The organism is Corynebacterium tuberculostearicum (genome assembly GCF_022347235.1).
GTDB classification, from domain to species: domain Bacteria; phylum Actinomycetota; class Actinomycetes; order Mycobacteriales; family Mycobacteriaceae; genus Corynebacterium; species Corynebacterium tuberculostearicum_F.
The window spans coordinates 21,269-43,566 of record NZ_JAKRDX010000004.1 but is presented as its reverse complement, the minus strand read 5'-3'; the positions used below and the strand labels follow the sequence as shown (position 1 = coordinate 43,566).

The 22,298-nt window shown below is 60.8% G+C and carries 20 protein-coding genes; 13 read left to right on the top strand and 7 right to left on the bottom strand.

The window, feature by feature from the left end:
- The first annotated feature begins 14 nt into the window (after positions 1-14).
- Both MHK09_RS03225 and MHK09_RS03220 read left to right on the top strand, forming a co-directional pair.
- Positions 15-617 carry a sigma-70 family RNA polymerase sigma factor gene (locus tag MHK09_RS03225; protein ID WP_366511692.1) on the top strand — a complete coding sequence of 201 codons (603 nt, stop codon included), beginning with the start codon at positions 15-17 and terminating at the stop codon, positions 615-617.
- Positions 617-889: an anti-sigma factor gene (locus MHK09_RS03220; RefSeq protein ID WP_005326557.1), complete on the top strand. Its 273-nt coding sequence runs from the start codon at positions 617-619 to the stop codon at positions 887-889. Before MHK09_RS03225 ends, MHK09_RS03220 begins: the two co-directional genes overlap by 1 nt.
- Positions 890-1,155: 266 nt before the next feature.
- On the opposite strand, the gene MHK09_RS11855 is transcribed toward MHK09_RS03220, so the two are convergent.
- Positions 1,156-1,230: a 50S ribosomal protein bL37 gene (locus MHK09_RS11855; protein WP_100067784.1), complete on the bottom strand. Its 75-nt coding sequence runs from the start codon at positions 1,228-1,230 to the stop codon at positions 1,156-1,158.
- A gap of 83 nt (positions 1,231-1,313) precedes the next feature.
- Entirely contained in the window at positions 1,314-1,574 is a 261-nt protein-coding gene (locus MHK09_RS03215) for a WhiB family transcriptional regulator (protein ID WP_005322377.1), read from the bottom strand.
- A 498-nt stretch (positions 1,575-2,072) separates the two neighbouring features.
- On the opposite strand from MHK09_RS03215, the gene MHK09_RS03210 reads away from it, so the two are divergent.
- Positions 2,073-2,561, top strand: coding sequence for a hypothetical protein (locus tag MHK09_RS03210; protein ID WP_005322376.1), 489 nt, complete (start codon positions 2,073-2,075; stop codon positions 2,559-2,561).
- Positions 2,562-2,636: 75 nt separating this feature from the next.
- Here the strand turns inward: MHK09_RS03210 and MHK09_RS03205 are convergent, their stop codons facing one another.
- Together MHK09_RS03205 and MHK09_RS03200 are read right to left on the bottom strand one after the other, a co-directional pair.
- A complete protein-coding gene (locus MHK09_RS03205) occupies positions 2,637-3,875 on the bottom strand; it encodes an Rv3212 family protein (RefSeq protein ID WP_250412645.1) in 1,239 nt (412 codons plus the stop codon).
- The gene (locus MHK09_RS03200) at positions 3,872-5,197 is read right to left on the bottom strand and encodes a DEAD/DEAH box helicase (RefSeq protein ID WP_250410750.1); all 1,326 of its coding nucleotides are present in this window, start codon (positions 5,195-5,197) and stop codon (positions 3,872-3,874) included. The genes MHK09_RS03205 and MHK09_RS03200 overlap by 4 nt, the downstream gene beginning before the upstream one ends.
- Before the next feature lie 71 nt (positions 5,198-5,268).
- Here MHK09_RS03200 and MHK09_RS03195 point away from each other — a divergent pair, with 71 nt between their 5' ends.
- The 8 genes from MHK09_RS03195 (at position 5,269) to MHK09_RS03160 (ending at position 17,572) form a co-directional block, all read left to right on the top strand.
- Positions 5,269-5,493: a DUF3107 domain-containing protein gene (locus tag MHK09_RS03195; RefSeq protein WP_005322370.1), complete on the top strand. Its 225-nt coding sequence runs from the start codon at positions 5,269-5,271 to the stop codon at positions 5,491-5,493.
- A gap of 61 nt (positions 5,494-5,554) precedes the next feature.
- A complete protein-coding gene (locus MHK09_RS03190; protein ID WP_250410751.1) occupies positions 5,555-6,493 on the top strand; it encodes a DUF3152 domain-containing protein in 939 nt (312 codons plus the stop codon).
- Positions 6,494-6,502: 9 nt separating this feature from the next.
- Positions 6,503-7,288 carry a hypothetical protein gene (locus MHK09_RS03185; RefSeq protein ID WP_005322366.1) on the top strand — a complete coding sequence of 262 codons (786 nt, stop codon included), beginning with the start codon at positions 6,503-6,505 and terminating at the stop codon, positions 7,286-7,288.
- Between the two features lie 32 nt (positions 7,289-7,320).
- Positions 7,321-10,428 carry an ATP-dependent helicase gene (locus tag MHK09_RS03180; RefSeq protein WP_250410770.1) on the top strand — a complete coding sequence of 1,036 codons (3,108 nt, stop codon included), beginning with the start codon at positions 7,321-7,323 and terminating at the stop codon, positions 10,426-10,428.
- Positions 10,421-13,600 (top strand): ATP-dependent helicase, encoded by a 3,180-nt coding sequence (locus MHK09_RS03175; protein WP_005322363.1) that lies wholly within the window; start codon positions 10,421-10,423, stop codon positions 13,598-13,600. Before MHK09_RS03180 ends, MHK09_RS03175 begins: the two co-directional genes overlap by 8 nt.
- 71 nt (positions 13,601-13,671) lie before the next feature.
- Positions 13,672-14,790 carry a potassium channel family protein gene (locus tag MHK09_RS03170; RefSeq protein ID WP_005322361.1) on the top strand — a complete coding sequence of 373 codons (1,119 nt, stop codon included), beginning with the start codon at positions 13,672-13,674 and terminating at the stop codon, positions 14,788-14,790.
- Positions 14,791-15,522 (top strand): NAD(+) diphosphatase, encoded by a 732-nt coding sequence (locus MHK09_RS03165; RefSeq protein WP_005322359.1) that lies wholly within the window; start codon positions 14,791-14,793, stop codon positions 15,520-15,522.
- Complete coding sequence (locus MHK09_RS03160; protein ID WP_005322357.1) at positions 15,515-17,572, top strand: ATP-dependent DNA helicase UvrD2; 2,058 nt, start codon at positions 15,515-15,517, stop codon at positions 17,570-17,572. The genes MHK09_RS03165 and MHK09_RS03160 overlap by 8 nt, the downstream gene beginning before the upstream one ends.
- Here MHK09_RS03160 and MHK09_RS03155 read toward each other — a convergent pair.
- Complete coding sequence (locus MHK09_RS03155) at positions 17,550-18,437, bottom strand: hypothetical protein (protein ID WP_005322356.1); 888 nt, start codon at positions 18,435-18,437, stop codon at positions 17,550-17,552. The genes MHK09_RS03160 and MHK09_RS03155 overlap by 23 nt on opposite strands.
- Before the next feature lie 62 nt (positions 18,438-18,499).
- On the opposite strand from MHK09_RS03155, the gene MHK09_RS03150 reads away from it, so the two are divergent.
- Positions 18,500-19,021: a M48 metallopeptidase family protein gene (locus tag MHK09_RS03150; protein ID WP_250412644.1), complete on the top strand. Its 522-nt coding sequence runs from the start codon at positions 18,500-18,502 to the stop codon at positions 19,019-19,021.
- On the opposite strand, the gene MHK09_RS03145 is transcribed toward MHK09_RS03150, so the two are convergent.
- Positions 19,018-20,439, bottom strand: a complete 1,422-nt coding sequence (locus tag MHK09_RS03145) for a zinc-dependent metalloprotease (protein WP_250410752.1) — start codon at positions 20,437-20,439, stop codon at positions 19,018-19,020. The genes MHK09_RS03150 and MHK09_RS03145 overlap by 4 nt on opposite strands.
- Positions 20,440-20,532: 93 nt before the next feature.
- Between MHK09_RS03145 and MHK09_RS03140 the strand changes: the two genes are divergently transcribed.
- Positions 20,533-21,597, top strand: coding sequence for a YlbL family protein (locus tag MHK09_RS03140; RefSeq protein ID WP_250410753.1), 1,065 nt, complete (start codon positions 20,533-20,535; stop codon positions 21,595-21,597).
- Between the two features lie 5 nt (positions 21,598-21,602).
- Here MHK09_RS03140 and MHK09_RS03135 read toward each other — a convergent pair whose 3' ends face one another.
- Entirely contained in the window at positions 21,603-22,274 is a 672-nt protein-coding gene (locus tag MHK09_RS03135; RefSeq protein WP_250410754.1) for a beta-N-acetylglucosaminidase, read from the bottom strand.
- Positions 22,275-22,298: the final 24 nt, after the last annotated feature.

Sequence of the window (22,298 nt, the reverse complement as noted above, 5' to 3'; positions counted from 1 at the left end):
TTAGGATAGAAATTGTGGCTAAAGAAACAATCAGCGAAAAGGAGCTGCAGCGCCGCTTCGAAGCGGAAGCGCTGCCCCTGCTAGACCAGCTCTACGGCGGTGCCCTGCGCATGACGCGCAACCCGCAAGATGCTGAGGACCTCGTGCAGGAGACCTACCTCAAGGCCTATAAGTCCTTTCGTTCCTTTAAGCAAGGTACAAACCTTAAGGCTTGGCTGTATCGCATCATGACCAATAACTACATCAACTCCTACCGCAAGGCGAAGCGCCGGCCCACGGAGTCCTCGGCCGATGACCTGAGCGATTTTCAGCTCTATACCACTGCTGGGCACGATTCCACTGGCCTGGAATCCGCCGAGGTATCAGCGCTTAAAGACATGCCGGACGCCACCATTTCAGAGGCCATGAATGACCTGCCCGATGACTACCGGATGGTGGTGTACTACGCGGATGTAGAGGGCTTGGCGTATAAAGAAATTGCAGAAATTATGGATACTCCGCTGGGCACGGTGATGTCCCGGTTGCACCGGGGAAGAAAAATGCTCCGGAAAGCGTTGAAAGACGTGGCACGAGAACAAGGCATTGGATTAGAACACCCAGACATGGAGGAGAAGTAATGGACCGCGCAACGGAACACAACTGTGGTGCGTGTAGCTCCCCAGAGGTACAGGCCCTCCTGTGCGAGCTTCTCGATGAATCCACCACCTATGCCCGCGCGCTCGCCATCCGCGAGCACATCGCCCAGTGCGATTTCTGTCAACAGCGCCTCGAGAGCGAGGAGATTATCCGCTCCCTGGTGCGCAACTGCTGTAATGGCCAGGCCAAGGCGCCGCAGGCGCTGCGCCGCCGCATTTCGGTAGAGATCACCCGCATAGACACGGCGTGGTAGGCACTGTTGCTCACCCGCTGTGGTGGGGTCTGGTCTCATGATTTTCCAACTTTTTGCTTGAGTCCATACTGATCGGGCCGAATTGAGGGCGGAAGGGCCGAATTGAGATCCCAATGTGTTCAATTCGGCCCGATCACATTGGACTTTAGGCACGGAGAAGCCAGGCGGGGAGCTAGGAGACGACATCGATGTGCGTCTGACATAGCAAAAGCCCGGTTCTACGGTCGAATTGACCGAGGGAACCGGGCTTTGAGTAATGCTGTGCGTTATGCGCCAGGACGCTTGCCGTGATTAGCGGACTTCTTGCGGCGATCCTTGCGCTTGCGACCACGCTTGCTCATTGCGCACTCCTTCGTTGAGGGTATCTGAACTTTATTCAACTGTAGCGGCTAAGGGCGCCGAAACGAAAATTGGGGGCTGCTTATTAAGCAGAAACGCGAGCGCGGCCACGGCCGCGGTTGCGGCGACGCTTGAGGGCGCGGCGCTCCTCTTCAGACAGGCCGCCCCAGACGCCGGCGTCCAGGCCGGATTCCAGTGCCCACTTCAGGCAGGAAGAGGCAACGGGGCAACGGTTGCAGACCAGCTTGGCCTTAGCGATTTGGGTAAGTGCAGGACCAGAATTGCCTACTGGGAAGAACAGCTCGGGGTCTTCGTCGCGGCAAACAGCTTCGTGGCGCCAATCCATGATTGATATCTCCTAACAAAAATTCGACAGCAGTAAGCACAAGCGCTTTTCATGAGAAATGAAAAGCAACCAATGCCAGGGTGGGTGGTTGTGTGAACTGGTCTGCGTGCAGTGGGGCCCGGTCTCGAGGTCGGGCCAGCGTCGCCGCCGCCAATGGTTCACATTGTGGTTACTTGAAGTTTCCTTCAAGTTAAGAAGAGGTTTACGTCCTCTTTCTTTTTGCTACCCCAGAATCATGACATGTTTACTCAGACTCCGCTAGGGGTAAAGGCAAAATTGTGGCCAACCTCACGTGAATGAAACTAGTGTGGGGGTCATTTAGGTCGACGTATGAGTTGAAAGAAGCCTGTGAGAAACGCGCTGAACTGGCGCATTGTCCAAAAAACATTGAGTGTGGTGACTGAAGAAGCGTCAAATCTACCCGGCTAACCCCTGCCCCCGCGAAACCTGAGTGGCGCACAAGGAAATGGCCTTGACCGGTGAGTAGACTGTGGGTTTGTGTCTAAGCAGAAGAAAAAGCAGGTAAACAAAAAGCAAAGTGTTTCCTCCGCGCAGCCGGCGCGTGAGGAGAAGGCCCAGCAGGGCGCGCCACAGCCGGTCCTCGTGGCCGCAGCGCTCGCCGTGGTTCAGTCCATTGCCGTCATCTGCTTCGGTATCTTCCTGATCGTGCGCGAGGCGACCGGCGCAGAAAATGGTTCCATGGTGTCGGACTCGGGCTCCGGAAGCTTTGTAGGGCTAGGCACCGCACTATTTATCTTTATTGTCTTTGGCTTTGTCATCGTCGGCGCTTGGGCCATGGTCAAGGGAAAGCGCTGGGGTAGGGGAGCCATTATCCTGGTCGAGCTCATCTTGACGGCGAGCTCCTTCCAGATGTTCAGCGGCGGATCGCCGCTACTTGGTGCGGTGACCTTGGCGAGCGCCGCCGTAGTCATCTTCCTGCTGATGTTCGTCCGCGCTTCCACGGAGTGGGCGGCAGCAAACTTCTAAATTCACTGCCACGTACGCAAAGGGCCGCGCCCCGGGTAAATCCGGAATGCGCGGCCCTTTCTGTAGTGGAGGGGTTTAATCAGCGCTTAGGCCCACGACCTGATCGCCGCGGGTTTCCACGATGGTGTCGCCCGCCAAGGTGAGATAGACGGGGCCGTGGTAGCTGCCGCGATCAACCGGGATAGTTCGCAGGGTTTTGCCGGTGGACCAATCCATGACAGCAATGCCTTCTTGGGTAGGTACCAACATGTGCTCGTCGACGGCTATGGGGGTGCCGATGGCGTCTTCTACCACGTGATCCACTGCGAGGTCGCTTGGCTTGAAGAGATAGAGCCGGGAGCCATCAAACCAGGTCATATGGTGCGGCAGGTCCGCGGTTGCCGGGGCGAACGGGGAGGCGCCGGCGTCAATGTCTGGAGAGGGCTCTGCCGAAGTAGAGTCCAGCTTTTCGCCCTTATTGTCATAGGACTCAATCGTGGGATTCGGGCCTGGGCGGTAGACGGCGGCGGCCTTTTGTCCCACAGCGACAAGCCGGGCGCCGTCGGTGGCTATGTCCACATCGGCGGCGATATCGGGCTCACGGGAATCATCAGGGGTGGTGTCTTGGAAGCGCAACCAGGTGGCGCCCGGTTTATCGGGGCAGGACTCGGTCAGTGCCAAATTCTCGGTACGGGTGAGGGCGGAGCTAATGGTGCAGTCCTCATGTGGCTGCTTGTCCGGCTCCTGCTTTGCCTCCACATCACCGTATTCCACGGTGCGCACCAAATCGGAGCGCCACAGATCAATGCGGTCGGTGGAGACCGTTCCTACCCGGTCATTAGAGGAAACGGGTACTACCTCTTCCGAGTTGACGGCGCTGCGGGTGCTGTCATACTCACCAGTTGCGGCATCAATCGCCACGGTATCCCCGCAGCCCACACCGGTCTTATACGACGCCACGATCTTGCCCCATGCAGTAGACAGCGAGCACAGATCCGCGTCCGTGCGCTCATAAGTCCACGCCTCGGAGCCGTCCGGGTTAGTGGCGGTGAGCGTGTGATCGGCGTGCGTGATGGTCAGGCCGTGCGCCGAAACCGCCCGGTATTGGCCAGGAACCGGTGCGTTGGGGAGGCTGAAGGACTCGTGGAGGGCCTCGGGGACGTCGGCAAGCGCGGGTGCATCCTTATCCCCAGGAACGGCCGCTTGGCTAAGATGTGCCTGATTAATATTGGCGGTAATAGCCGCCCCGCCGACCGCGATGGCGCAGACCACGGCAATAATGCCGGTAGCCTTCCAATCGGCGGGGGTCGAGCGCAAAATGGGAGCTTTAGTCATCGGCGGCCTCCTCGCCGGCGCCGGGAGCTGCCACGGCGCGCGGTGGTACGGGTGGGGGATTTCTCGCGGACAGGCACCTGGCCCACGACCTTGGTCTCAGAGCCGACAGTTTCCTCTACCTCCGCGGGGATGTCTAGGGCCTGGGCCAGCTCCGGGGACGTGGAGAACCACTGCGGCGGATTCGGCTCACCCAAATCCAGCTCATCATTAATAACTTGCCATTTGCCCAGCTCATCATAGCCCACCATGGTGATAGCGGTGCCCGTATGGCCGGCGCGACCCGTGCGGCCAATGCGATGGACAAAGGTCATCGGATCATCCGGAACCTGATAGTTGATGACGTGGGTGACATCATCAACGTCGATGCCGCGGGCGGCAATATCGGTGGCGACCAAGATATCCACCTGGCCGGTGCGGAAGGCATGGAGCGACTTCTCGCGCGACTTTTGCCCCAGATCGCCGTGGACCGCGCCCACGTGGAAGCCGCGCCGGGCAAGATCATCGGCCAACTGGGCGGCCGCGCGCTTGGTGCGAGCGAAGATGATGGTGCGCCCGCGGCCGGAGCCCTGCAGGGCGTGGGCGACGACGGCAACCTTATCCATGCGGTGGGCCTGGAAGGTGACCTTGCGAGTGGAGGAATGGGTGAAATCCTGCTCGCCGGATTCGGCGCGGATATGGATGGGCTTTTCCATAAACCGGCGGGCGAGCGTCAAAATTGCGCCCGGCATCGTGGCGGAAAAGAGCATGGTCTGGTGGGCATTGCCATCGAGTGCCTTGAGGATAGCCTCCACCGAGGGTAAAAAGCCCAAGTCCAGCATCTCGTCGGCCTCATCGAGCACCAAGATAGCCACGCGATCTAGTTGCAGATTGCCGCGCTCGTGGAGATCGATCAATCGGCCGGGCGTGCCAATGATGACGTCGACGCCCTTGTTGAGCTTTTTGATCTGTTCCTCGTAGGGACGGCCGCCGTAAATGGAGGCTAAGCGCACGGGCAGGTGGGCGGCAGCCACCTGCAGGTCCTCGGTGACCTGCTGGGCAAGCTCGCGGGTGGGGACCACCACGAGGGCGCGCGGGGTGCCATCGAGCTCGTCGATATCGGCATCATCAAAGACGCGGTCCAAAAGCGGCACGCCAAAGCCATAGGTCTTGCCCATGCCGGTGCGCGCTTGGCCAATCAAGTCCTGGCCGGATAGCGCGATGGGCAGGGTTAATTCCTGGATTGCAAAAGTACGCGTGATGCCACGAGTGGCGAGACCATCGCAGATTTCGGCCGCAACGCCGAGTTCCGCGAAGCTCGGTGGCTGGGATTTTATGTCAGACACACCTTGATAGTAGCCGGGATGGTTATAGTGGGGCCATTGACAATAAAACTCTAGTTAGAGGAGGAATCTTCATGGATATCAAGTTTGGCTTCGCAGATACCGCTCGCGAGCTGGTCATTAGCGCTGCAGGTGACCAGGCCGAGCTGACGCAGAAGATTAACAGTGCCCTGGCGGATAACTCCACCCTGGAACTGGAAGATGACAAGGGCCGCAAGTACCTCGTGCGCACTGACCGCGTGGTCTACGTCGAGGTCGGCATTGCAAAGAAGCACGCCGTGGGATTCGCCGGCGCCTAAGGCGAGCGCATAGGGCTGCTGATTCAGCTTTTTTAAATACAAACGGGTAACCTAAGGCCCCATGGAAAAAAGGGAGAATCGCCACGCTCACCGGAGCCAGGGCCATGCGCCGGACCACCCCAATGCGGTGGTCCGGTTTGCGCGTCAATATGGCTGGTGGCGCGTGGTGGCTATCCCCCTCATGATCGCGCTGACCATTTGGTTCATCGTCGATATCGCCACCTCCTCTTCCTCTGAAGAAAAGGCGGAAGTCACTAGCGAGGCTGCCCCAACGAGTACGGAGAAGATGGGCCCTGATCCTGCCGATGCTGCAGTGGTCAAGCGGGAAATCAGCGAGATGCCGCCCGGTGGCTCCTATACCAAGCAGGGCAAGGGCACCTTCCACGAGGTAGGCGAGCCTGGCGCCGTCGCGGGTAAGGGCGGCGAGCAAAAGGTGCGCTATTCCATCGAGGTAGAAGATGGCCTTAACACCGCACCGTATGGAGGCGATGAGTCTTTTGTCGCCATGGTGGAGGCCACCTTGTCTGACCCGCGCGGCTGGACCGCGCAGAAGGACTTTGAGTTCGAGCACGTGGCCGCTGATGCGGAACCGGATACCCGCATCCAGCTGACTTCGCTCGGCACCGCCGCAGAGCGCTGTGGCGAGAAGATTGAAACGGAAACCTCCTGCCACACCACCATTACGGGCGAGTCCACCACCATTATCAACGAGGCCCGCTGGGTGCGCGGCGCCACGCCTTTTGAAGGCGATATGGGCAGTTATCGCCAGTACGTCATCAACCATGAGTTGGGTCATGCCATTGGCTATGCGGCCCACCAGCCGTGTGGCGGCCAAGGCAAGCTAGCGCCGGTCATGATGCAGCAGACCTTGGACCTTAACAACAAAGAATTGCACGATCGCAAGCCCAGCGAGGTCTATCCTGATGAGGACGTGACCTGCTCACCAAACCCGTGGCCTTATCCGAATCCGAATAATAAGGATCCCCACCAACCCGAATAGGAGTTAAGGATGCCGCTTCCCCCAGAGCATGTGTTAAGCGCCTTCCACGCGGAAACCGGTGCCACTGGTACCCGCCGCGCGCAGGGCGATCAATTGGGCCCGGTGTGGGATAACGGCATTAAGGTGGGCGACGTGGTCTATTCCCAGGCCGGTCCGTTTGCCGCCTGGTCCGCTAAGGTGCGCGAGCGCCTCAGCGTGCAGGGGGCCCGCGTTTCCCGGCCGGTACTGTCTAGCGATGGTCGGCACACGGCCGCGGGGTGGAAGGCTACCCAGTTTATTCCGGGCCAAGTACGCGGGCGAATTGATGAAACCGCACAGATGGCGTTGCGCCTCGACGCGGCTATAGCCGAGGTGCCCCTTCCTAACGGGCAGCGCAGCGATGTCTTTGCACGCGCCGAGCGCGCCGCTTGGGAGGAAACAGGCGAGGCTTATCGGCCAGATCTGCTTGCCGACGTCCCCCTTATCCCCGCCCACACCGCACTTCTCACCACCACGGTTTACCACGGCTCCAACCCGCCGGGCATTGTGGACATTGTGCCGAGCGAATCCCCACGCCCAGCCGGCTGGACGGCCGCTTTGGTTATTGTGGATGGGCTCATTGGCCAAGCGGTCGATGATGGGATCTGTCAGCGCTTTAGTCATGTACCCGGTATGCCGGAATTGCTGTTGCGCGCGGTGTCGTATCGCCGTCATGTCAATGACCTGCACTCCGCGTCGCGTTCAAACACGCGTTCGCATATTGAACGGGTGGAGCAGCATCTGGTGTCGCGGGCATCTGCCATACTGGAGCGGTGAGTTACGACCCCCATTCCACCGCGCGTGCGGGAGTGGTCCTTCCACCGTCCCCGCAGGTGCGCCTCGTTCCCCGTACCCAGTCCGCTACGACCCGCAGTTGGCCTGTTGAACTGCCCGAATCCGGTACCTGGAAGGTAACCGGTGCCGCCGGCACCGGTGTGTCCAGCTTCCTTATCGATACCGTCATTCATGCCTTGGATAAAGCCCGGCAGACCGGCGCGGATCCCTCCGGCATCCTGGTTATCGCTCCCTCGAAGGAATCCGGCGCCCGGCTGCGCCGCGAGCTTTCCGAGCGGCTCGAGGATTACGCCGCACAGACCTCCATGGTGCGTTCCGTACACTCCCTCGCATTTGCATTGCTGCGCACAACGACCGAGGAGGAGCTGCGACTTATTACCGGTGCGGAGCAGGACGCCGTCATCCGCGAGCTGCTCACTGGCCAAGCAGAAGACGGGCATGGCTCGTGGCCCGCGGAGATGCGGCCCGCACTGGAATATGTGGGCTTCGCCCGGCAGCTGCGCGATTTCCTTTTGCGCTCCATTGAACGCGGCCTGGGCCCGGGCGACCTAGAGCGCCTCGGTGCCGAGCACGGCCGCCCCATGTGGTCCGCGGCGGGTGAATTCCTGCGCGAGTACGAACGCGTGCAGCTCCTTTCCCGCGCCCATTCCTATTCCGCTGCGGAATTGGTTACCGCGGTTCTTCAGCGCCCCCAGCTACTGCGCGAGCACCCCTTCCACACCATCATTGTCGATGATGCGCAATTGCTCGACCCCACCGCAGGCAAGCTCATTCGCGACATGGCCCCGCAGGCGGATCTCGTGGTGGTAGGCGGCGATGCCGATCAATCCGTCTTTGCCTTCCGCGGTGCTAGCTCGCGTTTCCTGCGGGATTTCCCAGCTGACCACGACATCGAGCTCACCGAGCCCCACCGCACACCCGCTCCGGCGTGCATCTCCATTGTGGATTCGGACGGCAGTCTGCGTGACGTCGTAGCCAATACCGTGCGGCGCCGTCACTTAGAAGACGGCGTGCCTTGGCGGGATATCGCCGTCATCGTTCGTTCAACCGGTGATATCGGGCAGATGCGCCGCACCCTTTTGGCCGCCGGCGTGCCCGTGCACATTAGCCCTACCGACGTCGTCTTGGCCGAACAGCGTTTGGTTTCCGCCGTGCTGCTCGCCCTGCGTGCCTTGGAGGAAGACCTATCAAACTCGGAGTTGGAAGAATTGCTCACTGGCCCCGTAGCTGGTGCCGATCCCGTCACCCTGCGCCGCCTTATCCGTGGTCTGCGCCGCTGGGATTCCACCACCCGGGGCATCGATAGCCTTCGCGGGCTTCTCTATGGCGAGCTCCCAGATTTTAATGGGCAACTTACTGAGCGCGAATACTCCATTCTGGAGCGTGTACGCGCGGTTCTAAGCGCCGGCCGGGACGCACTCGCCTCTGGCGCCTCGGTAGAGGAGACCCTCTGGGCCGTGTGGAGTGCAACCGAGCTCGATAACCGCCTGCAGGCTTCGGCGCTGCGCGGTGGTGCGACCGGCTCGCAGGCCGACCGCGACTTGGATGCAATGATGGCGCTTTTTGACGCCGCAGGCGACTACGTCGAGCGCCGCCCTGATTCCTCGCTGCGCGCCTTCCTGACGCATATCACCGAACAGGAACTTCCCACCGGTGTGCGTGACCGCCGCACCGCTATTCCGCAGGCAGTAGAGATCCTGACTGCACACGGCGCCGTGGGCCGTGAATGGGATACCGTCATTGTGGCCGGCGCACAGGAGGGAAGCTGGCCTTCGCTAGGGGAGACTGGCTCCATCTTTGGGCAGGAAGATCTCATCGATCTCCTCGACCACGATATTGATCCCGATACCCCCGTCAGCCACGTTGCCTCCCGTTTGGCAGAGGAGCGTCGACTCTTCCATGTCGCTACCACGCGCCACCGACAGCGCCTGCTCATTGCCGCTGTGGAAAACCCGGAAGGTGATACGGTCTCTGAGCCTTCGCGCTTCATTAGCGAATTCGCTGGCCGTGGCGTGGACGTACCTGGCCAGGCTGCGCGGCGGCAAGCAAAGCGGGCGCTGCGCCGCACGCAACTCCCGCGCGAACTGGGCCTCGATGTGCCCGAACCCGCACCCGTGTCATTGCGCGATGGACTCGAGGTGGATCCCCTCGATGTGGCGGTGCTGTCCGTGCCAGCCTTTGTTGCACAATTGCGCCGCGTAGTTACCAATCAGGAATCCGGTGAGGTTGAGCGCAAACAAGCAGCCCGCCAGCTCGCTCGGCTAGCGGCAGCCGATATCCCTGGCGCCCACCCGGAGCAATGGTGGTCTGCGCGCTCCGTTGCAGCAGAAATGCCGCTGCATACCAGCGGCAGTTTGTCACCCTCCCGAGTGGAAGCATTACTCAACTGCCCGCTCAAGGCCGTGCTAGGAAATGTGGCCGAGGACCCAAGCACCGAGGAGCACCTGCTCCGCGGTACTTTGGCGCACGCCTTCTTTGAAGCCATTGGCCGCGGCATGGACGCGGAAAAGGCCAAGCTATTGGTGATGGAGGCTTTCGAGCGCATTCAGGACGTACCGCAGTGGCAATTGCGTTTCAGGCTCGATGAGTTTTCCACCCTGTTGGACCGCGCCCGGGAATGGGCGCGCCAATCCGAGGTCAATCAAGAGCTTGCCGGTGTGGAAATCCCCGTAGGCGTACGCGTCAGCGAGGAGGTGCGCATCGGCGGCTATATGGACCGTCTGCTTCGCGATGAAGAGGGCAATTACCTGGTGGTGGACCTCAAGACGGGCAGAAGCAAGCCGGCTAAGAAAGAGGGCGAGGACCATGTGCAGCTGATGACCTATCAGCTTGCGCTTGCCCATGGCGCATTTGACGGCCACCAGGTTCACGACGGCGAAGGCATGCCGCGCCAGGGCGGTGTGCTGGTGTATCCGGGCGCGACCACCAAGAAGATTGGTGAGATTTGGCAAAGCGATAAATCGCCGGAAGCCCTGGAAGAATTCGCCGCACTTCTGCCCCCGCTGGTGGAGGAGATGCGCGGCCCGCGCATCACTGCGCGCACCAATAAAGACTGCGATAAGTGCCCAATTCGCTCCATCTGCCCCGTGCAGGAAGAAGGAAGGATGACCACCGATGCCTAAGAGCAACTTTTCCCCACAGCAGATTGCTGCAGCCTTGGGCAAGAACTTTCCGCCTACCGAGGAACAAGCCCATGTCATCGAAGGCCCCTTTAGCCCCAAACTCGTGGTTGCCGGCGCTGGTGCCGGAAAGACAGAAACCATGGCCTCGCGCGTGGTGTATCTGGTGGCCAATGGTTATGTGCGCCCGGAGCAGGTTCTCGGCCTGACCTTCACCCGTAAGGCCGCGCAACAGCTGGAGCAGCGCATCCGGCGGCAGCTGATTAAATTGCGCGATTCCGGCCTCATCCCACCAGGCGGCGAGGTGGCAGAAGCGTTAGAAAACATTGCGCCGAAGGTAGCTACCTATGACTCCTATGCGGGAGAACTCGTTCGCGAATACGGGCTGTTGGTTCCAGTGGAGCCTACGGCTCGCATCATCACCGAGGCCGAGCGCTATTCCTTGGCCTACGATGTGGTGCGCAATTACACCGGCCAGCTGGAAGACGATCGCGCCCTAGCCACGATTACCGAGACCCTGCTGAAATTCAGCCAAGATATCGATAATGGGCTCAAGGACACGAGTCACATCGCCGAGCATGCCCGCGATTTTCGGGCGGACATCGATAACCTCGATAAATCCCAAAAGAATGGCCCCGAATACTCAAAGGCGCTGCTGGGCTATATCCAAACACAGGAGCGCCGTGTGCAGTACGTGCCGCTGCTGGAGGCCCTGAAAAAGGAACAATCCGAGCGACAAGTCATCACCTTTGGCGAGCAAATGGCCGTCGCCGCGCGCGTCGCGCGCGACCATCCTGTGGTGGGAAAGCAGCAGTCCCAGCGCTATAAGGTCGTCATGCTAGACGAGTACCAAGACACCTCCTATGCCCAGCGCGTGCTTCTCCGCAGCCTGTTCGGAGGGGACCAAGAGGACCTGTCGGTTACGGCCGTGGGCGATCCAATGCAGGCCATCTACGGGTGGCGTGGTGCGACCTCTGAAAATCTCACTGCCTTCGTGGAAGACTTCCCAGTTGCGCCGGGCACATCCGCCCCGAAGGACCAGTTGACCACCTCTTGGCGCAACCCCTCTGGTGCGCTGGACTTGGCTAACTCAGTCGCGGAGGGGGTATTTGAAGGCGTAGAGCGCCCCGTGGACGAGCTTTCTGCCGCCCCGCATAAGGGCGAAGGCGAAATCCAGTTGGCGTACTTCGAAAGCGAGGTTCGCGAGCGCGAGTTCGTCGCCGAGTACCTGAAGGAGCAGTGGGAAAAGCGCGAGGGAGATACCTTCAGTGCGGCGGTTTTGGTGCGTAAAAATAGGCACTCCGCACCCATCGCTGCGGCCCTGGACAAAGCGGGCGTACCCAATGAAATCATTGGTCTCGGTGGCCTGCTGTGGCAGCCAGAAATCCAGGACCTTGTAGCCATTGCCACCATGCTCGTGCGCCCAGAAGATTTGCCTGCGGCCGTGCGCCTGCTCGCGGGCCCCATTTGTGGCCTGGGAATTAGCGATATTCAAGCACTTGCTTCCCGCCAACGAAACCTGGCTGGCGCGAGGGAGGAGCGCTTGCGCTGGGAACCGGGAATGGATCCGGAAGACTACCTGCGTGCGCAGTTGGAAGACGTCACCGCTGAGGAGCCGGATCAGCGCGTCGGCCTTGCCGACGCCCTGGCAGATTTAGGTGAGAGGGACCGCTATACCCCGCAAGGCCTCGCCCGTATGGAAGAGGTTTCTGCCAAACTGCGACACCTGCGTACTTATTCTCTTTCCAAACCGCTGGTGGACATCTTCGCCGATATTGAAGCATTGTTTAATATCCGCACCGAAGTTCTAGCGCGTGGAAGCGCAGGGGGAGCAACACATCTGGATAAATTTGCCGATATTGTCGCGGGCTTCCACGGTGATTCTTTGTATGCGCTCTTGGATTACTTTGCATTAGCGCTCGAAAAGGAAGATGGCCTAGACCTCGGCGAGGTTCCCGCCGCCACTGACCGCGTGCAGATTATGACCGCGCACAAGGCCAAGGGCTTGGAATGGGAACACGTCTGCGTGGTGCATGCGGATTCGTCTAGCTATAGTGCGAAAGCAGAGACCTTCCTGTCCAGGATCGATAAGGTCCCGGGAGACGATGACTATATTGAGGTCCCGGAGGATGCCCAAAAGCGCTCGCATTTCCAAAACGCGTGCGAGGAGTTTAAGAAAGCAGATAGCGCCATCAAGGCGGAAGAATCGGCGCGCCTTTTTTATGTGGCGCTGACGCGTACCGAATCTACCCTGACCGTTACCGGCTCGGGCACCAATAACCTCAATGGAAAGAACAAGAAGGCTCCCTATGAATATCTAGAGCGCCTGAAAGAGCAATTCCCGCAGTACGTGGTGGAGTGGTCCGTCCCCGACGAGCCTTCCGAGGATGATTTTGGGGAGAGCGCCCAATTCCCAGCGCTGCAGGCCAGCCCAGAGGCAGTCGCCGGTGCGGACCTGGTACTTGAAGCTATGGAGGAGCTCCCAGATTTGAGCCGCGGTGAAACCTTTGAGCTGTGGGAGCAGGAAGCTGGCGCGCTCATTGAGGAGTACAAGGCGCTGCAACAGCCGGTGGTAGACGTTGAGCTACCCAGCGAGCTGACCGCCTCTGACATGGTTGCGCTGCGGGCAGACCCGCTTCAGTTTGCCCGCAGGCAACGCCGCCCCGTGCCGTTTAAGCCGAATTCCTATGCCAAGCGCGGTACCGCCTTCCACGCGTGGTTGGAGGACCGCTTCGGCAGCCCGGCACTATTGGGAGAGGAAGAACTTCCAGGTATTGATGAGCCGGAGGACTTCGATTTGGAAGAGCTCAAGGAGGCCTTCCTGAACTCCGAGTGGGCCGAGCGCCAACCGGAGCACGTGGAGGCGCCCTTTGAAATCACCATTGGTGAGTCCGTGGTGCGCGGGCGCATGGACGCGGTATTCCGCTTGGAGGATGGCACCTGGATGGTGGTGGACTGGAAGACCGGCCGCCCTCCCCAGGGAGAGGCTATGGATGCTGCCAAGATACAGCTAGCGGTGTATGCAGAGGCATGGCGCCGTATCCACGGCGGGGAAAAGATTCGTGCCGCGTTCTATTATGTCCACGATGGTTATACCTTCGAGCCTGCCCGCCTGCCGCGTGGGGAAGAGCTGAAGAAACTCCTTGAATCGTCAGTTGAGCACCACAAGGGCTAAGGTATGTGGGCGGTTGCGTAACTCGCAATCTCTTGAGCAATTATTCGAGACCAGAAAAGAAGGCTGGGCTAGTGGGCAAAAAACGTGCGCAGGCAATGAAGTCACGCTTTAGAAGTCGCTTCTTGCCGCAGGTTGAGCTGTCCTCGCAGCCGGACCACGCGCTCATTGATGTCATTACGGTGCCGAGGGATGAAAATTCCAGCCCGTGGCGTCAGCTGGGCAAGCGTGTGCTGTGGGCTTTTGGCATCGTTGTCTTCGTGACCATCGTGGTCTATGTGGACGGCGGTGGGTATAGCGAGGACATGTCGTTATTGGACTCCGCCTACTATGCGGCGGTGTCCCTGACCACCGTGGGTTACGGCGATATCGTGCCCGTGTCCCCACAGGCCAGGCTCATTAACTTAGTGCTTATTACCCCTGCCCGCCTGATCTTCCTTGTTTTATTGGTTGGCGCGACCTTGTCCGTGTTGACGGATAAGGCCCGCCGCACTTTCCAAATCCAGAACTGGAGAAAGCAATTGCGTAACCACACCGTCGTTATCGGTTATGGCACCAAGGGCGCCGGAGCCGTGGCCGCGCTGCTGGCCGATGATGTTCCGTCCTCCCAGATCGTGGTCATCGATACCAACCGTGCGTCCCTCGCTCACGCAGAGCACCACGGATTGGTCACCATCTTTGGTTCCGGCACCAAGCAGGACGTGCTAAAGATCGCTGGGGTAGAGCACGCCAGCTCCATCGTCGTTACCCCATCCACGGACGATACCGCGGTGCTGTGCTGCCTCTCCGTGCGAGAGCTTGCGCCCAAGGCCAAGATCGTGGCGTCGGTGCGCGAGTCCGAAAACCGTCACCTGTTGCTCCAATCCGGTGCAGATTCCGTGGTCACCTCCGCTGAGACGGCCGGCCGACTGCTAGGCCTGGCCACCGTCACCCCGACGGTGGTGGAGATGATGGAAGACCTGCTTTCACCCAACGAAGGTTTCTCCGTAGCCGAGCGCGCCGTGCGCGAATTCGAGGTGGGCTCCAACCCACGCCACCTGGCAGATATCGTGTTGGCTGTTTTGCGCAATAACGAGCTGCACCGCGTGGATACCGCGGATGCCTCCGCGCTGAAGCCGGGCGACCGCCTGCTCTACATCAAGCATGAGATGGAACAGCCCATCGAGGTCATGGACGATGATGATGAGGATTAAATGTTCCTCCCAGTAACCCCTCACGGCCAGGTACCGGTTACGGCAGCGGGGGAGCCGGTGCTGGTGGAGAAGGTTCCCGGGGGCGTCGGCAAGCACGCAGTAGTGGACCTAGGTACCCTGCAGGCGTGCGCGTATCCGGAAGACGGTGCTAGCGAGCTGGGCCGGCTGGAAAGCGCAACGTTCTTTGCAGACCAGCCGGTGATTTTGCAAGCCATTGCGCTGATCCGCAATCGGCGCGAGCAGCGCTTTGATCCGCGGACCGGACACAAGCTGGACTACCCGGCACCGGGAATCGTGGGGCGCGATCCTGTGGACGAGCGCCGGATGGTCTTCCCGCGCCTAGATCCTGCCGTCATCGGGCTTATTCGCCTCAGTGGCACCGACCGGATTTTGCTGGCGCGCAATCGCCGCCGCACTGGCTTTTTCTCCCTGATTGCCGGTTACGTCGAGCCGGGCGAGACCGCGGAGGCTGCTTTTGCGCGCGAGGCCCTGGAAGAAACCGGGCGCAGGGTGGACGATATTCGCTATTGGGGCTCGCAGGCGTGGCCACCGAGTGGTTCCCTTATGCTGGGCTTTTGCGCGCGCACGGCTGATGTCCACCCCACCTGCCATACTGATGGGGAATTGGAAGAAATCCGGTGGGTGGAGCGCGCCGAGCTGCCTGAGCTTAAGCTTCCTCGTCCGGGTTCAATTGCACACACGATGATTATGGAGTGGTATCACGGTGACTAAGCCGGATTTGTCCCTGCTGGATGAAGATCAGCTGCGCGCGGCCACGGCGCCGCGCGGGCCCGTGTGCATCTTGGCTGGCGCGGGCACGGGCAAGACCCGCACTATTACCTATCGCATTGCCAACTTGGTGGACCAGGGTTTTGTGAGCCCGCAGCGCGTGCTTGCGGTGACCTTTACGGCGCGAGCGGCCGGAGAAATGCGCGATCGCCTGCGCACCATGGGCGTGGCCGGAGTGCAGGCGCAGACCTTCCACGCGGCTGCGCGCCGCCAGCTGAAGTATTTTTGGCCGCAGGTAGCAGGCGATCTTCCGTGGCAGCTGCTGGATAATAAATTCCCGCTGGTTGCCCGCGCGGTGCGCTCGGTGGGGCTAGATAATTCCAAGGACATGATTCGAGACGTCTTGGCGGAGATCGAGTGGGCTAAGTCCGCGCTGGTCAGCGCCGAGGATTATGAGTCCGTGATCGCCAATACGGACCGCAGTGCGCCGGCCGATCCGGCCAAGGTGGCAGAGGCCTTCCGCCGCTACGAGCAGTCCAAGGCCACGCCGGAGATGATGCATCTGGATTTTGATGACCTGCTCATGCACATTGCAGGTGCCATCGAGAATGTGCCGGCGATTGCGGAGACCTTCCGCGAGCAGTACCGGACCTTCGTCGTCGATGAGTACCAGGACGTTACCCCGCTGCAGCAGCGGGTGCTCAACGCGTGGTTGGGTGAGCGCGATGACCTTACCGTGGTGGGCGATGCTAACCAGACCATCTATTCCTTCAACGGAGCCTCCCCGGACTACCTGCTTAATTTCTCCCGCACGTACCCGGATGGCACCGTGGTCAAGCTGCAGCGCGACTACCGCTCCACGCCGCAGGTAACGGACCTGGCCAACCGGGTTATTGGCAAGGCCACCGGCCGCGCGGCGGGCACGCGCTTGGAGCTGCAGGGCATGCGCGAGCCCGGTCCCGAGCCCACTTTCAAGGCCTATGAGTCCGAAGAAATTGAGGCCCAGGAGGTGGCCGGCCAGGTCCTTACTCTGCTGGATCAGGGTGTGCCGGCCTCCGAGATTGCCATCCTTTACCGCATCAATGCCCAGTCGGAGCAGTTTGAGCAGGCGCTTGCCGACGCCGGAGTGGTCTACCAAGTCCGCGGCGGCGAGGGCTTTTTCCGCCGCCCGGAAATCCTGGAGGCGATCCGCGTGCTCATCGCCGCGACCCGCCGCGAGGACCTGCCGGATGACCCGGTGGCGATTGCCCGCGCCGCGTTTGTCGAGCTGGGTTTGAGTTCCACCGAGCCGCAGGGCGCCCAGGCCCGGGAGCGCTGGCAGTCCCTCAACGCACTGGTTGGGCTCATTGAAAAGATTGTGGAATCCACTCCTGGCATCGATCTCAACGGGGTGCTGGGGGAGTTGCGCCGGCGCTCTACCGATAAGCAGGCCCCAGCTATGGAAGGCGTGACGCTGGCTACCGTGCACGCCGCCAAGGGCTTGGAATGGGATGCGGTATTCCTCGTGGGGCTAACGGAAAAGCTTATGCCCATCAACCATGCCATCAAGGCTGGCGATGAACAGGTAGAAGAGGAGCGCCGCCTTTTCTACGTGGGTATTACCCGCGCTCGTGAGCACCTCGCGCTGTCGTGGGCGCTGGCGAAGACTACCGGCTCGCGTGCCTCGCGCGAGCGCACCCGCTTCCTCGATGGCATCGTCCCGGCGGCCGAAGACGCCTCCGGGGGAAGCTCCCGCGCGCGCCGCCCGAAGCGGTGCCGTGTGTGCTCTGGCCCGCTGGGCACACCGGCGGAAAAGGTCATTGGCCGCCATGAAGATTGCGAGGGCGGCGGCGATGAAGAGGTCTTTGCCGCGTTGCGCTCGTGGCGCTCCCAGGTAGCGCGTGAGGAAAAGGTTCCGGCCTATGTCATCTTTTCCGATGCCACCCTGCAGGCGATTTCGGAGGAATTGCCCTCCGATGAGGCAGAGATGCTCTCCATCTCCGGCGTAGGACCTAGCAAGCTGGAGCGCTACGGCGCCCAGGTACTAGAGGTTATTCGTTCGGTTCGTAGCTAGCCAGGCTGGTCTTGCCACCGAAGCACACCGGGCAGCGTGGATGCGCTATGACGGTGCGCTGTTGGTGATGTCCGTAGATATCGACCTCCCATTGCTGTCCGGGGCGCGGCTTAGGGGTTGGCGCGCCTGGCGGCAGCGGACGCCCCATCAGCCGCCGGATGATCACCTGCGAATGCGCCGCAACCGCATCGAGCACCACGGCTTCTGGCGTGCGGCGCACGCGGGTGAGCTGGGTACTGATGATATTCCAGAGTGGGTCCATATCCACGCGCGCCAAGTGCGCACACAAGGGGCAGGGGCCTTGGCCCTGGATGCGTACCGGCCCGATGACGCCACGATTGTCCAGCAAAGATACCGGAATCCACGTGGTTGCTGTGCCCGCCAGTGCATTCGCGCAATCCAGCGGGCAGTGCAGCTGGTCCACGGCGAGGACCGGATACATGCCGTCCAGGTCGTGGATATAGGAAAAGGCATTGTCTTCCTCCAGCGGGATGCGCACCTGGAAGCCATCCTCCTCAAGGCGTGCGCGAAGGTTGTATGCCAGGGTGGATTCGCCCATGAGGACAATGGTGTCTGTCTTTTCGGCGGACTCCCTGTGCGGCCAGAGGATGCCATAGTCCAGCGCGTCTTCAATGAGGCTCAGCGCCGCCGCTTCCTCAAGTCCTGCGGCACGCAGCCGGTGGGACAAGTCCTCCGGGGTCACTGGCTCGCGAGCGGTGTTGAAAGCCGTCGCGACGGCGAGCGCGCTTCCTGTTTCCGCAACCCCGACGCGGGTGGCATCCATGCCAAATTGGATTACCGTTTCCTCGCGGCAAAACACCGCGCTGCCGGGTGCTAAGACCACCTGGGTGGCAGAAATCCCCACGCCTTTAACCCCTTCCCCCGAAGTATGTGGTCTCCATTGCACCACAGGTACAATCACCTGTCATGTCGAGCATGCAGCCTACCGCACCGCAGCCCCCAGAGATCAAAGTCATTCGCTCTGCCAAGCGGACGAAAACCGTGCAGGCGCGCATGGTGTCCGGGGTACTCGAGGTACGCATTCCCGCGTGGATGTCCGCGCGCGATGAGCGCGAAGCCGTAGCGGATATGTTGGCGCGGGTGGAAAAGAAGCGGGGCAGTGGCCGCCGCACGGACGCCCAGCTCGAAGAACGTGCGCGGCGGCTCAACGCGGCGTATTTAGATGGCCGCGCGACCATTGGCTCTATTCGGTGGGTGAGCAATCAAAATACGCGGTGGGGTAGCTGTACTACCTCCACCGCGGACATTCGGCTGAGCGACCGGCTGCAACACGTGCCGGACTATGTGCTGGATTCAGTGATCATTCACGAGCTCACCCACACCTTCATCCCGCGCCATGGGCGGGATTTTTGGCAATGGGCGGACAGGGCGCCCCACGCCGAGCGGGCGAAGGGCTATCTTGAGGCCTATCAGCGCTGGGGCTGCTAGTTCTCCTCGTCCTCGTTGCCCTTGTCCTTCTTCTCGTCCTTGCCTTCCGGCTTCTCGGACTCCTTGGACTCGTCGCCCTGCGCCGCAGAGGAATCCTCGCCGTTCTTGAGCATTTCCTCCAGCTTGGCAAACTCTTCTTCAAAGCCTTCATCCGGGCCTTCGTCCAGCAGGGAATCGATAAAGGCGGCCGGATTATCAAGGTGCTCCGCAGTGGGCAGGAAGTCTGGGTGATCCCAGGCCTTATCGCGCTTTTCCGCGCCTACGGCGACGGTGGCGCGGCGCCATAGCTCCGCGGCCTCAGAGACCTTCGGGGCATTGAGTTCGATGCCGACCACCTTGCTGAAGGCATTCTCGGCGGAACCGCCGGTGCTGCGGCGGTGTGCCCATGCCTGGGTGAGCTTCGAGGTCGACGGGATGCGCTCGCCCAGTGCCTCAGTAACCACGTGCTCGGCCCAGCCTTCCACCAGTGCCAATAGGGTCTCGAGGCGGGATGCGGCTGCAGTGTTCTTGGACGTAATGCGCGGGGAGAGGTCCATGCCCTGCAACTTGCTCATTGCGTCCTGGATTGCCTGTGGATCGCCGGACTCGAGGTTGAGCTCGCGGGTGACTTCCTCCAGGTGGGAGGTATCAATGACCAGGCCAATGGCATATTCCTCTACGGAGGAGACGATGCGCTCTACCAACCACGGCACGTGCTTGAACAGGCGCTGGCGGGCAGCCTCGCGTGCGGCAATATAAACCAGCACCTCCTGGCCAGGAACATTAAGCTCGCGGGCGACCCTCTGGATGGTCTGCGGCAACAGTGCCACGGTATTGGCTGGGGCGATGGGCAGGCCGAAATCGGAGCCGGTCAGCGCCTGGGAAGCCAAATCGCCCAAGGCGTGGCCAAGCTGCATGCCAAAATTCATGCCGGACATCTGGTTCATCATCTTGGTCATGGGGCCCATCATCTCGCGGGCCTCTTCCGGCATGGAATCCAGCTGAGCATCATTCATGTGCTCTGCCACCGGGGTGACCATGCGTTGCCACGCCGGCATGGTCTCCTCCAACCACTGCTTGGAATCCCAGGCCTTGGCCGTGCCGGAGGCGGTGGGCAAATAGGTGGCGTCATCAAGCCAGAGCTCCGCCAAACGCACGGATTCCTCTACGGCCTTGGTATCGTCCGCGCTTACCGCCTTGGACTGCGAGATTTGCTGCAGGGCGATGCGCTTAGCCATGTCGTAATTGACCGGGCCGGAGTTTTCCGGCGAGTTCATGGAAGAGCCCATGCCGGACAGCATCTGACCGAACTGGTTCAGCATGTCACCCAGGCCGCCACCATTAGCGCCGCCGAATGCGCCGAACGGGTTCTGGTCACGACGTCCGTCATTATCGTCGTCATCGTTATTGGGGAAAGAAAAACCGAATCCGTTGCTCATGCGTCCTAATCTACCGGCACCATCCGGCTACTTTCCATGATCCCCGCTACGCTGACAGCGAACACTACGGCAAAGGTTGTAGGGTATTGATCCGTGAATTCTCCTGCTAGCCGTCGCGTCCGCACTATCGCCTGGGGTGCCATCCCCGTCGTCCTCACCGGTGCGTTGGTATCGCTTGACCATATCCCCGGCACCGATGTGTCTTTGACCGTGCCTTATGCCGCTGAGGGGCCAGGTCCCACGGTGGACACATTGGGTGAGGTCGACGGCACCCAGGTGGTAGATGTTAAGGCGCCGAAAACCTATGACACCGACGGCCACCTCAACATGACCACAGTCTCCGTGCGCACCAATATGACCCTGGCGCAGGCGCTGGGCCGCTGGATGATGACCGATGACACCATCGTGCCCATCGATACCGTCATTCCGCAGAATATGAGCGATAAAGAGGTAGAAGAGTCCAATAAGCAGGCCTTTACCCAGTCCGAGTCTGCAGCCACCGTGGCGGCCATGGATTACCTGCACCTGCCGGTAAAGATCACCATCGCGGAAGTCATGGATGAGGGCGCGGCGCAGGGCACGCTGAAAAAGGACGATGTCATTACCGCGGTAGAAGGCAAAGATGTCTCGGAGCCGGGCGAGGTCCAAGACGTCATCAAGCAGAAAAGCCCTGGCGATAAGGTCACGCTGACCGTCCAGCGGGGCGGCAAGGAGCAAGAAGAAGAAATCGAGCTAGGGGAGAACCCGAAGCAGAAGGGGCAGGCAATGCTGGGCATCGCCATGCTCTCGGTCCCGCAGGACGATATTAAGGTCAAATACAACCTGCAGGATATTGGTGGGCCCTCCGCCGGCATGATGTTTACCCTAGCGGTCATCGATAAGCTCAACGAGGAAGACCTCACCGGCGGCAAGTTCGTGGCCGGTACGGGCACTATTCAGGAAGACGGCAAAGTAGGCCCGATTGGCGGCATCCAACATAAAATCGCCGCAGCACACGAGGCCGGCGCGGAGCTCTTCCTCGCGCCGAAGGATAATTGCTCTGAGGCCGCCGCGAGCGACCACGGCGATATGCCCATCGCGGAAGTTTCCACCTTGGATGAGGCAGTGTCCACGATGAAGGACTTCGCGGACGGCAAGGAGATTAAAACCTGCCAGTAGCCGGCTTACTTAGCTAGGCCCAGCTCCTTGATCTTCTCTTCCGGGTCTTCCTGGTCGGAGGAGATCATCTGCTGCATAACCATGCCTTCTTTATTGTCCACCACGGTGATGACCGCGGTGGTTCCCAAGGTGGACCAGCCTACGACGCGGTCGCCGTCATCCTCAATGACCTGCGAGCTGCGCAGCTCGGTGAGCACCTGCGTGGTTTGCTTGGCCTTGGAGTGCGAGCGGAAGAACTGGAACTGGCCTACCTCCGGCCCAGAGCAATTATAGGAATCGTCCCCGCCCGTGGAATCGCAGCGGTCGAAGTGCGCGAAGAGCTCCTTGGGCGCTACCGGAGCAAAGATGTCATAGGCCTTGGCTACAGACTTTTCCAATTTTTCGTTGTCGGGCTCCTTGCTTGCCGACGCCCCCTCAGACACCCCCGAGCTTTCCGCCGCGCTCGATTCCGCGCTGGACGCAACGGTGGAAGAGGAGCTAGAGGCGGTGCTGGTTTCCTCAGTGGTATCCGCCGCAGGGGCGGTGGACTCGGCGCCGGCGGTGGTGGTCTCCACGGGGGCGTCGGCAGGCGCGGCATCGTCCGAGGAACAAGCGGCAGTGCTCACGCCTACACCCAGCAGAAGCGCTGCTGCGGTGGCGCGGGTGGCGGTCAGGCGAGTGAGAGTAGTGCGTCGCACGGTAGGAAAATGCTCCTTAGTCGC

Bases quoted from the DNA above. Each gene is read 5' to 3' on its own strand.
- MHK09_RS03220 (WP_005326557.1), top strand. From the start codon at position 617: ATGGACCGCGCAACGGAACACAACTGTGGTGCGTGTAGCTCCCCAGAG.
- MHK09_RS03215 (WP_005322377.1), bottom strand. From the start codon at position 1,574: ATGGATTGGCGCCACGAAGCTGTTTGCCGCGACGAAGACCCCGAGCTG.
- MHK09_RS03205 (WP_250412645.1), bottom strand. From the start codon at position 3,875: ATGACTAAAGCTCCCATTTTGCGCTCGACCCCCGCCGATTGGAAGGCT.
- MHK09_RS03195 (WP_005322370.1), top strand. From the start codon at position 5,269: ATGGATATCAAGTTTGGCTTCGCAGATACCGCTCGCGAGCTGGTCATT.
- MHK09_RS03190 (WP_250410751.1), top strand. From the start codon at position 5,555: ATGGAAAAAAGGGAGAATCGCCACGCTCACCGGAGCCAGGGCCATGCG.
- MHK09_RS03185 (WP_005322366.1), top strand. From the start codon at position 6,503: ATGCCGCTTCCCCCAGAGCATGTGTTAAGCGCCTTCCACGCGGAAACC.
- MHK09_RS03175 (WP_005322363.1), top strand. From the start codon at position 10,421: ATGCCTAAGAGCAACTTTTCCCCACAGCAGATTGCTGCAGCCTTGGGC.
- MHK09_RS03165 (WP_005322359.1), top strand. From the start codon at position 14,791: ATGTTCCTCCCAGTAACCCCTCACGGCCAGGTACCGGTTACGGCAGCG.
- MHK09_RS03150 (WP_250412644.1), top strand. From the start codon at position 18,500: ATGTCGAGCATGCAGCCTACCGCACCGCAGCCCCCAGAGATCAAAGTC.
- MHK09_RS03145 (WP_250410752.1), bottom strand. From the start codon at position 20,439: ATGAGCAACGGATTCGGTTTTTCTTTCCCCAATAACGATGACGACGAT.